General features: G+C 42.1%; 12 protein-coding genes. 2 read left to right on the forward strand and 10 right to left on the reverse strand.

What is annotated here, in order from left to right:
• Positions 1–3 precede the first annotated feature (3 nt).
• On the reverse strand, positions 4–492 hold the full coding sequence (locus CGC65_RS23595) for a TRAP transporter small permease (RefSeq protein WP_002566054.1): 489 nt from the start codon (positions 490–492) through the stop codon (positions 4–6).
• A gap of 336 nt (positions 493–828) precedes the next feature.
• Between CGC65_RS23595 and CGC65_RS23600 the strand changes: the two genes are divergently transcribed.
• Positions 829–1,833 carry a LacI family DNA-binding transcriptional regulator gene (locus CGC65_RS23600; protein WP_002566055.1) on the forward strand — a complete coding sequence of 335 codons (1,005 nt, stop codon included), beginning with the start codon at positions 829–831 and terminating at the stop codon, positions 1,831–1,833.
• Between the two features lie 385 nt (positions 1,834–2,218).
• On the opposite strand, the gene CGC65_RS23605 is transcribed toward CGC65_RS23600, so the two are convergent.
• Positions 2,219–3,667, reverse strand: coding sequence for an ATP-binding protein (locus tag CGC65_RS23605; RefSeq protein ID WP_002566056.1), 1,449 nt, complete (start codon positions 3,665–3,667; stop codon positions 2,219–2,221).
• A 350-nt stretch (positions 3,668–4,017) separates the two neighbouring features.
• Here CGC65_RS23605 and CGC65_RS23610 point away from each other — a divergent pair, with 350 nt between their 5' ends.
• Positions 4,018–5,199 (forward strand): ISL3 family transposase, encoded by a 1,182-nt coding sequence (locus CGC65_RS23610; protein ID WP_093979934.1) that lies wholly within the window; start codon positions 4,018–4,020, stop codon positions 5,197–5,199.
• 267 nt (positions 5,200–5,466) lie between these two features.
• Here CGC65_RS23610 and CGC65_RS23620 read toward each other — a convergent pair whose 3' ends face one another.
• The 8 genes from CGC65_RS23620 to CGC65_RS23660 all read right to left on the reverse strand — a co-directional run bounded on the left by CGC65_RS23620 (position 5,467) and on the right by CGC65_RS23660 (position 12,902).
• Positions 5,467–8,586: a type III restriction-modification system endonuclease gene (locus tag CGC65_RS23620; RefSeq protein ID WP_002566058.1), complete on the reverse strand. Its 3,120-nt coding sequence runs from the start codon at positions 8,584–8,586 to the stop codon at positions 5,467–5,469.
• Positions 8,583–9,134 (reverse strand): DUF2634 domain-containing protein, encoded by a 552-nt coding sequence (locus CGC65_RS23625; RefSeq protein WP_002566059.1) that lies wholly within the window; start codon positions 9,132–9,134, stop codon positions 8,583–8,585. The genes CGC65_RS23620 and CGC65_RS23625 overlap by 4 nt, the downstream gene beginning before the upstream one ends.
• A gap of 10 nt (positions 9,135–9,144) precedes the next feature.
• The gene (locus tag CGC65_RS23630; protein ID WP_002566060.1) at positions 9,145–11,040 is read right to left on the reverse strand and encodes a site-specific DNA-methyltransferase; all 1,896 of its coding nucleotides are present in this window, start codon (positions 11,038–11,040) and stop codon (positions 9,145–9,147) included.
• The gene (locus CGC65_RS23635; RefSeq protein WP_007038511.1) at positions 11,033–11,380 is read right to left on the reverse strand and encodes a hypothetical protein; all 348 of its coding nucleotides are present in this window, start codon (positions 11,378–11,380) and stop codon (positions 11,033–11,035) included. The genes CGC65_RS23630 and CGC65_RS23635 overlap by 8 nt, the downstream gene beginning before the upstream one ends.
• A gap of 386 nt (positions 11,381–11,766) precedes the next feature.
• On the reverse strand, positions 11,767–11,925 hold the full coding sequence (locus CGC65_RS32745) for a TnpV protein (RefSeq protein ID WP_416387628.1): 159 nt from the start codon (positions 11,923–11,925) through the stop codon (positions 11,767–11,769).
• Positions 11,926–12,146: 221 nt separating this feature from the next.
• Positions 12,147–12,269 carry a hypothetical protein gene (locus CGC65_RS32135; RefSeq protein WP_002566063.1) on the reverse strand — a complete coding sequence of 41 codons (123 nt, stop codon included), beginning with the start codon at positions 12,267–12,269 and terminating at the stop codon, positions 12,147–12,149.
• A gap of 5 nt (positions 12,270–12,274) precedes the next feature.
• A complete protein-coding gene (locus tag CGC65_RS23650) occupies positions 12,275–12,484 on the reverse strand; it encodes a LytTR family DNA-binding domain-containing protein (RefSeq protein WP_007038512.1) in 210 nt (69 codons plus the stop codon).
• Positions 12,485–12,614: 130 nt separating this feature from the next.
• Entirely contained in the window at positions 12,615–12,902 is a 288-nt protein-coding gene (locus CGC65_RS23660; protein WP_002566065.1) for a hypothetical protein, read from the reverse strand.
• Positions 12,903–13,090 lie beyond the last annotated feature (188 nt).

Raw genomic sequence — 13,090 nt, forward strand, 5'->3', positions numbered from 1 at the left:
CTCCTATTCTTTCTCGGACGCTGCGTCCGTTAATATCTTTATCTTGACCACTTTCAGATACTCATAAATGCAAAGCCCGAATCCCATGGGAATTGACATGTAAAAATACATTCTCGGAATACGAAGTACCGTACTCTTCATAGTTCCGCCTAAGGTAAACTGCATTGAAATCACGAACATGAACACCAACAACACAATTGTAAGTATATTGATTGCAGCCCGCATTGCAATTCGCGCCGCTCTTGATTTCCGGTTGTTAATAAAAGAGGTGAATTCCGCATGACCATTGGAACGCACTGCTCTTGCACTCCCAAACATGCCCATGGCGACAAGCAGCATCTGGTTCACTTCGTCCGCCCATAGAAAACCCGTATGTAAAACATAACGCCCAAATACACTTCCCGCTGCGATCACCACAATCCCTGCCAGGCAGAACGCAGAAACAATGTCCTCAATCCACGCAACCACAGAATCAAACCTTTTAAAAGTCATCTTGCCCTCCTTATTGAATTATACTGTAATCGATTACAATTTATGTCTATAGCTTAATGGATATCGTCATTGTTGTCAATTGTTATTTTTACTGATATTATTTTGTAATTATTATTACTTTTTACCAATTTTAGCTTTGTTGATATCTGTTTGGATTTTTTTAAATTGTAATCGATTACAGTCATGTCAAATAGCAATTTAAATTATTTTGCATGTTTTTCTTGCAATGCCCACTTTAATGTTATAAAATGTAATCGATTACAGTTTTTATCATTAAAAAATAGTTCCGCTCCATATAAATGCGTTCTTCAATTTTTGTTTCTTGGGAGGATAAATATGAATGCACCAACCATAAAAGATGTAGCGAATGCCGCAGGAGTTTCCGTTGCAACCATATCCAGAGTGCTCAGTAACCCCGATCTTGTCAAACCGGCAACTAAAGAACATGTACTTCGGATAATCAAAGAAATGAATTACCAGCCAAACGTTCTTGCACGTCAGCTTCGGACTCAGACAACAAGAGCTGTCATTGTTATTGTTCCTAATATAGAAAACTCCTTTTTTCATGGAATATTATCAGGTATCGGTACGGAAGCTGAACGGCAAGGATATCAAATGCTGATTGCTGATTTAAAGAGCCAGCCGTCCTTAGAAAAGCATTACATTGAAGCAATTAAGCAGCGGCAGGTGGACGGAATCATTTCCCTATCCGCTAATATGACACAAAAGCTGGAAACACTGATTACTGAAAAATACCCTTTAGTTATGGTAGTGCAATGCGTACCCAATTACAAAATACCAAGCGTTTCCATTGATAATATGGCAGCTTCAAAAGCGCTTATGACTCATCTTATCCGGCTTGGACACCGCGAGATTGCACACCTCACTGTATCACCTTTGCAGATGCCTTATCAGGATCGTCTCAACGGTTATATTTCTGCTCTTGAAGAACACAAAATTCCTGTTGATAATGAACTGATCAGTTACGGAGAACCCGCCATCAAGGGCGGCTATGATCAGATGTGGACATTACTTGCAAAACAAAAAAAATTCACCGCTGTATTTGCCGCAGGTGATACAATGGCAATCGGTGCTATGAAAGCATTAAAAGATCAGGGACTGCGTGTTCCTGAAGACTGTGCTGTTGTCGGCTTTGATGATATTGATCTTTCTTCTGTATGGGAACCAGCGATTACCACAATCCGTCAGCCCAAGGAGATGATGGGAAGGATTGCATTCCAGAAACTGCTGGCCCTCATGCAGAATGAACCTATTGCAGTCAGTCAAGAATATTTACCATACGAACTGGTAATACGGGAAAGTTGCGGTTATTTTCTATGACTAACAGTGCCTGATATTTTTTCAGGTTATTACATAAATAAAAACTTATCACTTTACAGCATATTCAAAAATATTGTACATAGTCCTTTATCGTAGAATGCGTTTGCGACAAACATCTCAAAAGAAAGTAATCTTTACAAGCCAAAAACCCTGGAAGACTCATCTCCCAGGGCCAAGGCATCTATTTCTCACGCCCTGAAAAACACCCATTTTCAGGCCGCAAATCCACTCATTTTTTCCCCAAAAACCACTACATCTTGTGGTTTTATCCTCTATTTTTCTCCAAAACCACAATTCGGCATCTAAACTACCGTAGCTTAATGTGGTGCTGCGGTGGAATAGATGCCTGCATCTACATTATTTTATTGATACATTGGAATACTATCTATCCCTTAACTATCCACTCACCTGAACGGTTATTTCCACTTCTGACAATATATCCCTTATCCTGCAATTCTGCAATCATCCTTTTTACAGTGCGCAATGAAACTCCTAACTCCTTTTGTAATTCCTTTTGTGTGACTTTTGCATTCTGCTTCATAATGGTCAACACTCTTTCTTCAGGAGACGTTACCTTAATTCCATTAATGGTGCCAATGGTGTCAGAATTAGTGCCAATGGTGCCACAATTAGTGCCAATGGTGCCAGCTTGGCTTAATAACGGCTGCCTGTACATATTTATACGGAAATCTCCGTCAAAATCGATCAGCTCTGGTTCTGGAATACCATATTCCTGGCATTCGCGTATTATTCGAGGAATACCGCTGCCCCATTTTTCAATGATTTTCATATAAGAGAATGCGTTGGCTATTGCACGATTCCTGATTTTAGAGTATCCTTCCTTCATTTTTTCAATCGTCACACCATTCATTAGCATACCTGGAGAAGTAATCTCCAATCGGTTATCATAAAGCGCTACCTGGATATTGCCCGGGTCCAAATAACTGCGATGGGCTACAGCATTGGCAATCAACTCACGGATGCTGTCTATCGGAAGCTCATAAACATCCTGCCTGTAAATACCATCTATCTTCATTCCCCGGTTAATTTTCTCCAGCACATATTGGTATGCGGCCTCCATCTGTTCCTGAATTGGACCGTTAAATTCCCGCCTGTCTACAAAGTACGCACGGTCATTACCTTTAAAGATAGCACACTGGATGTTTTGCTGCATGGTATTCTTCCCTGTCAGCAAAGCATATGCATTCGTCGGTACAATTTCTCCATCTTTTTCCCATAAAATCCCCCAGGATAACAGTACATTCTCTGTTACATCTTTAATCTCAGCTTTGGCTGCATTGGTCAATGCATGTTCGAGGGCGACTTTTTTTAAATCGTCACATAGTTTTTTAATGTCGTCTTTTGTAACTGTCAAGCCATCACACGGCTCACTGTCATAATAGCGGTTCTGTCCTTCCAGTATCAATTCCTTTAACATAAAATCAGGTGCAAGACGGGTCGTTCCTGCAACCCGGATAAATGTTCCGTCTACTATTCCCTTTGATTTTAAGTAATACGGGCGCATTTTACCAGAACTGATTTCTACAACAATAACGGTCTTATCTCCAACTGTCTGTAACGTCACGTCCGGGATAATCCTCGGCTCACAACTATCTGATATAGCATTGGTGATAGAGTCTATTGTCTGGAAAATTGTATCCGGATTCATGCCTGTTACATCTAATGTTGAATCATCAATACCAAATACAATCCTTCCGCCACGTCCATTGGCAAAGGCAACTACCGTTTTCATATACTTTTCACTTTTTCCCGGTACATCTACTTTATATTCGATGCTCTTTGATTCACCTAAAAACAATTTGTCTAATGCCATATTCTCCCCTCCTTAATCTCTCTTTCGGTGCACGCATCCTGATTTTATTTTAGATAATAGCACATTTTCTACATGAATACTATTTTCCACTTAAAACTTTACTATATTATATAAAGGAAATATTATAATATCAATAGCTACAGAAGCTTCGTTCTCGATATATGAACAGACTACATAGCCGTAATGTCCATACTGTCTGCTTATGAATAAAGGTTCTATACTGAATGTTGGGGTGTGCTGAAAAGCACACTTCCAACATTCTTTTCGTTGTAATAAAATACATCTATAAGAAGCCTCCTAAACGCATTATCCCGACCAAAGTTTAATGTTACGGAGGTGACCCCTTATAGATGTACCCTAATTATACCAAGGCTTTCCTTAACTTGGAAGGTGTTTTTATTAAAAAAGTGGTTCAGGCAGACTCTTTCATTAAAATTTTCATCCAGTCCCAACCGGTAGAACAGACTTGTCCCTGCTGTGGGGCTAAAACTAAACGGATTCATGATTACCGTTTACAAGAAGTCCAGGACATTCCCTTACTGGGAAAACAAGTAATCCTGCTACTTCGCAAACGCCGCTACCTCTGCCCATATTGCCGCAAACGGTTCACGGAACCCTATTCGTTCCTCCCCAGCTACCACCGCAGGACCCGCAGACTGGCATTTTACATTGTCTCCCTGCTCCGGCAGACCTTTTCCTTAAAACAGATCGCAGAGCTTACCGGTGTTTCCGTCCAGACGGTTTGCCGCCTTCTGGACACGATTTGCTATCCTCCGCCTGACCAGCTTCCACAAGCGCTTTCCATTGACGAATTCAAAGGCAATGCTTCTACCGGTAAATATCAGTGCTTTCTGGTTGATCCGAAAAAGCGCCGGATCCTCGACATTCTCCCGGATCGGACCCAGAGCCATCTGGCTGATTATTGGCGGAACATTCCCAGGAAAGAACGCCTGAAGGTAAAGTTCTTCGTCTGCGATATGTGGCGCCCCTACACCGAACTTGCACAGACCTTCTTTCCAAACGCTACAATCATCGTGGATAAATATCATTTCATCCGGCAGGTGACATGGGCGATTGAAAATGTACGCAAACGGCTGCAGCGCTCCATGCCGGTTTCTCTGCGTAAGTATTATAAACGCAGCCGGAAACTCATTCTGACCCGCTATAAAAAGCTGAAGGATGAGAACAAACAGGCCTGTGATTTAATGCTTCACTATAGCGAGGATCTGCGTCTGGCACACCGCATGAAAGAGTGGTTTTATGATATCTGCCAGATGGAAGCGTATCGTCAGCAGCAGAGGGAATTTGATGACTGGATTGCGAATGCACAGAGCTGTGGGATTAAGGAATTTGAGGCCTGTGCTAAGACCTACAGGGCCTGGCGAAAAGAAATCCTGAATGCCTTTAAATACGGATTGACAAATGGTCCCACAGAAGGATTTAACAACAAGATAAAGGTGTTAAAACGGAGCAGCTACGGAATCCGGAATTTCAAACGGTTCCGAACCCGGATACTTCACTGTACATCATAGGATAAAAAGGTCGGTAATGCGGAGGCTTATTTGGCATGCCCAAAATCAGTAAAACCTGGAACTAAACATAAAAAGGGCCCTTTTCATAGAATTGGGGCGGGATTTTAACAAATCCCACCCCAACTATTGACAAAGAGCCTGAATAAAAAGCCTGACATACCAGGCGCTCAATGCTCTGGGTATGTCAGGCTTTGCTTCGATTCGCTTCTTGTAGTGTGGCCTTTTCTGCCGTGGTTTCAAAATATATTGTTGCTATAGGTTTATGCTTTAGATATTCCGCACCTTAAAATCTTTCCATTTCGACGCAACGTGAAGTTCTGCCCCACTGTCTATCGCTTTGAAGTGTTCCTTACCGCAGTATATTTTCAAATCCTCACGTCCTCGCAAATCAAGCTCATTTGTTTTTCCTTTTGTTTCAAGAATGAAATACAATTTTTTCATACCCTCAAGTTCAACATACACCGCCCAATCGGGGTTGTATGTACCTATCGGCGTATCAACTTTGAAACGGCTCGGCAGTTTGAAAAACATCTTTACGTCAGGGTCATCGTCAAGATCGAGGGCAAAAGGCTTTTCAATCGTTGTGCTGTCATAGACAATATAATCATATACGCTATGTTCCACGGCAACGGCATTTCGGTCAAGGTTGGCGATAAGCTCTGCACTATCAAAAATCTCCTGCACATAGTATTCCGCGCCATACAACTTTTTATAGCTGATACCATCGATTGCAAGGGTCCGGCGCACATCTAAAATAATCTGCGTTGTATTCTCAATAAACATCTGTGGGTTGTTGAGGAAATCTCCAAGCCGCCCGCTTTGTTTTAGTATCTCCGCAACGGTAGCGCGTTTTATTAATGTCTGACTGCCTACAATCGTGAGAATATTTGGAAGCGATAAATAGCTATCTGAAAGTGTTGCTGTTTTAATGCCGCGCTCGGTATAGGTAACACCCGGATTGTCAATTTGAATATCAGCGGTCTGCGTGATAATCCGCGCCTTGGGTATCGGCTCCATGTCCCTCAATCCCTTGACGCTTCTACGTATCAATTCATCCTCGTCTATCTGCACTCGATAGGTAGTTTTCTGTTTAATTTTATTCCATAACTCCAAAAACTCCGGCGAAGCGGTTACTTCCTTCTTTAAATGCACAGTAACGTCCCGCGAAGCATCGCGGATAGGTGGTTTTGTATCAATGCGGCGTACCATATTTTCAATCTGCACCCTTGCGCCCTCCAAATGCGGCGGCAAATCAAGCGTACCAGTTTGTATCGCGGCTTTCATGCTGTCTTTGATTCTGCCGGATTTCGTGACATAACCATTTTGCTTAAAATGGGCCATAAGCTGCTGCGCATCGTCGTAGGTCAAGGCGCTTTGGACAACAACGGTCTTTTGCACGGTAAGCTGCGTAACCGTTGCGGGAGTAATATCACCCTCGCGGGCAATAAGTTCCACAGCTTTTGTCTTTGCTGCTTCAAGCTCCTGCGGCAACTTCGTAACCTCAGGCATTGGCTCGTCTGTTTTTATAAAACCCTCACCCGCAAGGTGAGATAGGAGCATTGCAGTCTGCTGCTCGGTAAGCGGCATTTCCTCGGTCTTGGTTTCCTCAAATACCATGCCGCTGAATAGGTCAAGCTGCAAAATGCCAAATTTAACACCCGTTTCTTCCTCAATCTCTTTTTGCAACGTGTTGGCGAACTCCGCAAAATTCTCGTTCGCCATAACGTGCAACAGGTTGATATTCCTGTCCTCGATGCGCTCCCCGTCTTGGTTGACGCATAGGCGCAAACCGCGCCCCACCTTTTGCCTCGCGGTCAAGGTGCTTTTTTGCTCAATCAGCGTACAGACTTGAAACACATTCGGATTGTCCCAACCCTCTTTTAAGGCGGAGTGTGAGAAGATAAAGCGCAAGGGACAGTCAAAGGACAACAACCATTCCTTGTCTTTCATAATCGTGTTGTAGGTGTTTGTATCGTCCTGCGTGTCGCCCTTGGTGTTCTTATAATTGCCTTTTTTGTCCTGCGAAAAGTACCCGTCATGGACGCGGCTCGCGTCTATGGTAAAGTGTTCACGCAAAGGCGCGTACTTCGGCAGTCCCATCAGTTCGGCATAGAGTTCTTCAAACATTTGCGCATAAATGCCTTTGCCGCCCTCCGGGTTGCGGTATTTCTTTACTTCATCAATAAAGAACAGGGACAACACTTTGATACCTTTTTCAGTATAGCGCAATTCCTTATCCAAATGCGCCTCAATCGTCCGTCGTATCTGCATACGTTTAATAAGTTTTTCGTCTACGTCGCCTATGGCGTGTCCCAACCGCACAACATCGGTATTGGACAATTCGATTTGTTCCATTTCCGGCGTACAGTCGATACCGGAAACAACATAGTTTTCATATAAGCTGCGGTAGCCGGACAGTTTATGCAAATCCGCGCCCGGTTTGACGGTGACGGCTTTGCGGCTCACTTTCCCGTCTTTTCCCTGGACGTCGATTTCAAGCCGCGCCTTAAATCCGTCTTCATTGGAAACGGAAAGCAGTTTGATATACGGCTTGTTAAAGCCGCCCGCCGCCTGGTTGCTCGATACGCATATCTGCTTGACAAGCCCCATTTGGTAAGCGTCAACAGGGGTTAAGCGGTAGAGTAGATTAACTTTCTCCCGGTGAGTCGCAGAATAGCGGAAAATGCAAAGGGGCGCAAGGGACGCGATAGCGGCTTTTGCCTTTTGGGTGTTGTCCACACTCTGCGGCTCGTCAATGATAACGATAGGGCGGGTAGCTTGTATGTAGTTGATGGCCGCGTCGCCGTTCAGCTTGTCCTGCTGCTGATTTATCACGTTTTCGGCCTTGCGAAAAGCGTCAATATTGATAATCATAATTTCTATATTTGCGCTCGTCGCAAACTGCCGCACATCGGAGAGCTTCGCGCTGTTGTAGATGAAATAGCGGCAAGATGCATTATCGTACAAAGCCGAAAAATGCTCCTGTGTTACTTGCAATGATTTATAGACTCCCTCACGGATAGCCACGCTCGGCACGACGATGATAAACTTTGTAAAGCCGTACAGATGGTTTAATTCATAGATGGTTTTGGTATAAACATAGGTCTTACCCGTCCCGGTTTCCATTTCAACGGAGAACTGCCGCCCTTGTAAATCGAAAGTCTGGGGCAATACGTTTTTTCGCTGTACTTCCCGCATATTCTCTATGATTTTTCCGTCATTTAACAAAAGGGTATTTGCAACACCAAGATTGGCGAAAAGCTCCATTTGCCCACCGCTTTGCTCCATGCTGAAAGTGGATGTCTCCCGCTGCTGTCCGTCAAAGAGGGCACAAACGGCGTTTACTGCGTCGGTTTGAAAGCCTTGCAGTTTGAATTTTAATTTCACTTCTCACGTCCCTCCTTATGCCTATTTGGAACGATACATTTTACAGTTTCAGCTTTTCCCGAAACCTTTAACTCATTTGTTAGATGATTTCCATTCCGTCTTATTTGATATATTTCTTCAATCCATTCCTTAAAATAATCTATCAAATGCAACTCAATATTGTTACATTGTCTTTGAAACTCAACGACATCTTGTTCTGTAAAGATACTTATGGACTCATCAATACCATAGGTATTGCCATAAATCGGATATTTACGTCGTTCCGTTAAGATGAACTTTTGTAACAATTGAATAAATGCGTCAAGCCCCGAAACATAATACTCTAATTGAATATCTCCCTTTTCAATATCAAAAGCAATGTCTTTCGGATGTGTAGAAATATCTTTTGCTATGCTCTTATTACGCATTAGAGTTTGTGGTTTCCAAATATATTTTTTTCTATATAACTTCTTTTTCAAGTAGCAAAAAGTAGCAATAACACCGACAATGAGGGTTATCCCAATTCCGCTAAATATCCATTCTTTATTGTTTGTAATCCATTCTATCATCTAATTGTCCTCACACTATCTTCAATTCAATGCCCTTATTTTCAAGCAGATAGTGGGCGTTTGACATAGCGGAATTATCCGCAAGAGAATTATCCGCAACAACAATTTTCTGTGGGGCAAACGCCGCCATTTGTTCAATATGTTCGGCAGTAATGCCATCCTGCAAGCAGATGAGCATTTCGCCGTTATCCACCTTGTAAACGGTCAACCCGTCCACATCCAATGCGGCAAGGTCGGCGGTCAAGGAATAGCCCATTTTCAAGAGGATTTCATAAATTAAATCCTCGTCGCTGCGGTCAGGCTTCAATCCGTCGATATGCTTGTCGATACGGTTAAAGAGCGTCGCAACGTCGCCGTCCTCAATGGGAGTATCCTCCCATAACTTCAGGTTGGAAGTGTCTAATTTGAAAACCTTAAAGCCCACGTCAATAGATGGCTTGTCCCCGTCAAGGGAGGTTTGCCCGCCGTCGGCCTCCAAAACTTTCTTTCCGATGCGGCGTATTCTCTCTTTACCAATCTCACAGATGTTTGTATATCCGGCTTTGTACGCTTCGCTTTTATCATCGCACACCTCAGGAAGCTGTACCATGATGAAGCGGCGGTTGCCTCCGTCCTTGGCATTGAGCTGCATGATGGCATGGGCGGTTGTTGCACTACCGCTAAAGAAATCAAGTATTAAATCATTTGACTTTTCTTTTAACACTCTTTGCATTAAATATATAATCAAGTCCACTGGTTTTGAATAATCAAAAACTTTTCCGTCAAATAAATTTTGCAATAACTTTGATGCTTGCGTACTTGAAAATTTATCAATTACGCTCATAGGGCGTTGTGTTCTTTTTATTATGTTTCCCTCATTATCGCAGTTAAGATATTGTTTTGTATAGACAGTCCATATATCATTTGGGTCTTTCTTTATTTCAACAAACCCATTGCTTTGACCCCATTTGAATTTATCTTGCGACCAACGCCAACAAGCCTTTTTTCCATTATTGTTGTCCGCAGGCATTATTTCCGTTCCGTCTGGTGCTGTTATAGGATAATCTAAACTTGTTGAATATTGAATAGAACCCATACCAAGTTTTTGCAGATAATATTTCCCTCTGATTTCTTCGTATTCATCACTACTTTTATATCTTTCTTCGTTGCTTATAACAACGCCGTTGACTTCAATCAACTCTAAGTTTTTGCAATAACATAGGATATGTTCGTGTTTAATCCTAAACAATTTACTATCGGAGCTACCGCCGCCCTCTTTATTTGTCCATATCAAATCGACAACAAAATTTTCTTCTCCAAAAGTTTCATCACAAAGTTTGCGTAAATTTGTTATTTCACTATCGTTTATGCTTATAAAGATAACACCGTCGTCCCGCAAGAGATTAGCGGCAAGACGCAAGCGAGGGTACATCATATTCAGCCAATTTGTATGATACCGCCCCATAGTTTCAGGGTTGCTCTTGGTGGTCTGCTGCGTAACCTCCATATACCGCCGCATGGGGTCGGCAAAATCATCCTCGTACACAAAATCGTTGCCCGTATTATACGGAGGGTCTATGTAAATCATCTTCACTCCGCAGAAGTAGGATTTTTGAAGCAGCTTCAACACCTCTAAATTATCACCCTCAATATAGAGATTTTGCGTTGTATCAAAATTGACGCTTTCCTCCGGGCAGGGGCGCAAGGTGGCCGTACTGCGCCGCTGCGCTAACCGCAAGCAATCGCTCTTGCCTTTCCACTTAAACTCGTATTTCTCAAAATCGTCTGTGATATATTCGCCACAAAGGGAAAGCAGTTTGTCAATATCTAATCTACCCTCGATGAAGCACTCCGGGAATACGGATTTCAGTTTGTTTTTATTTTCGGCTTCTATATCCATTGAAAGCCCGTCTAATTTATCAATCATTGGGTGCATCCTCCTCGATAAAACTTTTCAGCTTGTATAAACTTATTTCTGCAAAATATTTTAATCTCTCTTTATCCTGTACTTGTCCTGAAGCAGTCTCTATTGCCGAAATCAATTCGCCTAAGATGTTATTTGCCGCCCCAGCCAAATTATAAGGAACATAGCTGATTTGCTGAATATAATTTTTTGCTTCCGCTTTATTGTAAGCTGACAACGCACATTTAACCAATTCTTCAATTTTATCATAATCTTTCTGAGAGATTTTGTACCTCATTATACCACTCCTCTTTTCCATCTTTTCTTTTATATCCAACCTATTTACTGGTAGTAACTCTACCATCCTTAGTTTTTTTCGTATCGACAGGCATAACCCATGACGTTCCTATTTTAGTTGCATCTATTATCTTCCCTTGACGGCACAACTCTGAAACGCGCCGTGTGGTAATACCCCATAGTTCACTTGTCTATTTTACGGTCATAATATCCATAGTATTACGTCATTTTGCATTATACGATATTGTCGGAATAATATCAACATTAAAAAACCACCTTGCAGATTAATAGGCATCTACAAGGCGGGCGACGTTTTAGGCCTAAACCAACTCATTCAATATAATTTTGTCTGCTACCTTCTGTGCTTGCTATGAAATAGCAATTCATTCCATCGCATCTTCTTCCGGCATAGGATGCTGTTTTAGATAATCGGCTCGAATATGCTCAGAAAGTTCATACGCATGCATATCCACCGTGACACAATTGCTCTGCCAGCTTTCCTGTAAAAAGTAATTCCCGGTATATTTCCTTCTTAAATCTGTGAAGATATTTCAAGCGCAGTTGTCTATATTTTCCAAGATTCTTTAATAACTCACTGCCTTCAATTTCAATTTACTCTAAGTCCATGATAGCCATAAGCGGCCTCCTTGATAGAATGATTTACAATTCACCAGTTTCGTTTGTGTGCCTTGACGTACTTGTTTCTCGTAAACATCCTTATCAAAGAGACCGCTTAGCTTTTTCCTATTAATCAGATATAAATATACCATACAGGCGCCCCACTCTGCCAGGGCAGTACATATTCTGGGAATAACCTGATTGTAAAGCATGAGCTATCCCTCATTCATGTATTGTATCAACAGTTCCATAAGCTCTTTCTTCTTATTCCGGCTGACGGGAATCCGTTCACCACAGATGATACAGTCATTACCGGATATTCCATCCACATGCTTCATATTAATCAGATCTCCTTTTCCACAACGAAAATGCCATACCCACCCATAGAATCTTCCAATTCTTTTAATGTGATCCTGGACAGAAACTCACCTCTGGCCGTCCGGTAACATGTATCATGCCCCTGGCTTTCAATATAGTAAATATCCGAAACTGCCAGCTTCTGCAGACCGTCCTTCGTAGGAACCGATATAGATGTCTGCACTGCCTTTTTCATCCGGCCATTTTCTTAAAAAGTTCCTGACATCATGGTATGCATTACGCCAGTCCCCTTCTGTATAGTATATTTTCAATGCGTTTGTATCCAGGTCAAAATTTATCCCTTTCTTTTGCCCGCTATTCATATACTAATTCCTCATAAACCCTGTAAGCAGGTTTTCTTTTGCTGAACCATTATACCATATACACTCCTTTATATTCTCTGCAAGCTCTGGTGTTTGCTTCAGTGCAAAAATTGCCGCCCAAAAACGTCCGTAATCCTCCTCCCTCCCTTTATCTTCATAGACCCGGACCAGCGCTCTGTCCACGCAGTTTAAATCCTCAGACTCAAATATTTCGTCCACTTTATCATAAAGCTGTTCCAGGATATCCTGTTCCAGCCTATCTGTATCAAAGCTCAACTTAACTTTGAACATCTTTATGTCCTCCCTTCCTGATACTGTCCATTCCATTTATCATTTACGAAAACCTTATTATTTTTAATTCTTCTTTATAGCCTACTGTTGTTCCTATATTTTATCATTCCGGGTACCCATTAGCAATATTAGCCTCCAGGGCCTGTCAAACGCCTGTCAAACGATTTCCATTTTGATAACAATATTAC

This window comes from Enterocloster bolteae (assembly GCF_002234575.2).
Classification (GTDB): domain Bacteria; phylum Bacillota; class Clostridia; order Lachnospirales; family Lachnospiraceae; genus Enterocloster; species Enterocloster bolteae.

What these genes read in the sequence shown, in the direction of transcription:
- CGC65_RS32135 (WP_002566063.1), bottom strand. Translation starts at nt 12,269, where the DNA reads ATGAAGCATGTGGATGGAATATCCGGTAATGACTGTATCATCTGTGGT.
- CGC65_RS23660 (WP_002566065.1), bottom strand. Translation starts at nt 12,902, where the DNA reads ATGTTCAAAGTTAAGTTGAGCTTTGATACAGATAGGCTGGAACAGGAT.
- CGC65_RS23605 (WP_002566056.1), bottom strand. Translation starts at nt 3,667, where the DNA reads ATGGCATTAGACAAATTGTTTTTAGGTGAATCAAAGAGCATCGAATAT.
- CGC65_RS23635 (WP_007038511.1), bottom strand. Translation starts at nt 11,380, where the DNA reads ATGGTAGAGTTACTACCAGTAAATAGGTTGGATATAAAAGAAAAGATG.
- CGC65_RS23595 (WP_002566054.1), bottom strand. Translation starts at nt 492, where the DNA reads ATGACTTTTAAAAGGTTTGATTCTGTGGTTGCGTGGATTGAGGACATT.
- CGC65_RS23600 (WP_002566055.1), top strand. Translation starts at nt 829, where the DNA reads ATGAATGCACCAACCATAAAAGATGTAGCGAATGCCGCAGGAGTTTCC.
- CGC65_RS23650 (WP_007038512.1), bottom strand. Translation starts at nt 12,484, where the DNA reads ATGAAAAAGGCAGTGCAGACATCTATATCGGTTCCTACGAAGGACGGT.
- CGC65_RS23610 (WP_093979934.1), top strand. Translation starts at nt 4,018, where the DNA reads ATGTACCCTAATTATACCAAGGCTTTCCTTAACTTGGAAGGTGTTTTT.
- CGC65_RS23625 (WP_002566059.1), bottom strand. Translation starts at nt 9,134, where the DNA reads ATGATAGAATGGATTACAAACAATAAAGAATGGATATTTAGCGGAATT.
- CGC65_RS23630 (WP_002566060.1), bottom strand. Translation starts at nt 11,040, where the DNA reads ATGATTGATAAATTAGACGGGCTTTCAATGGATATAGAAGCCGAAAAT.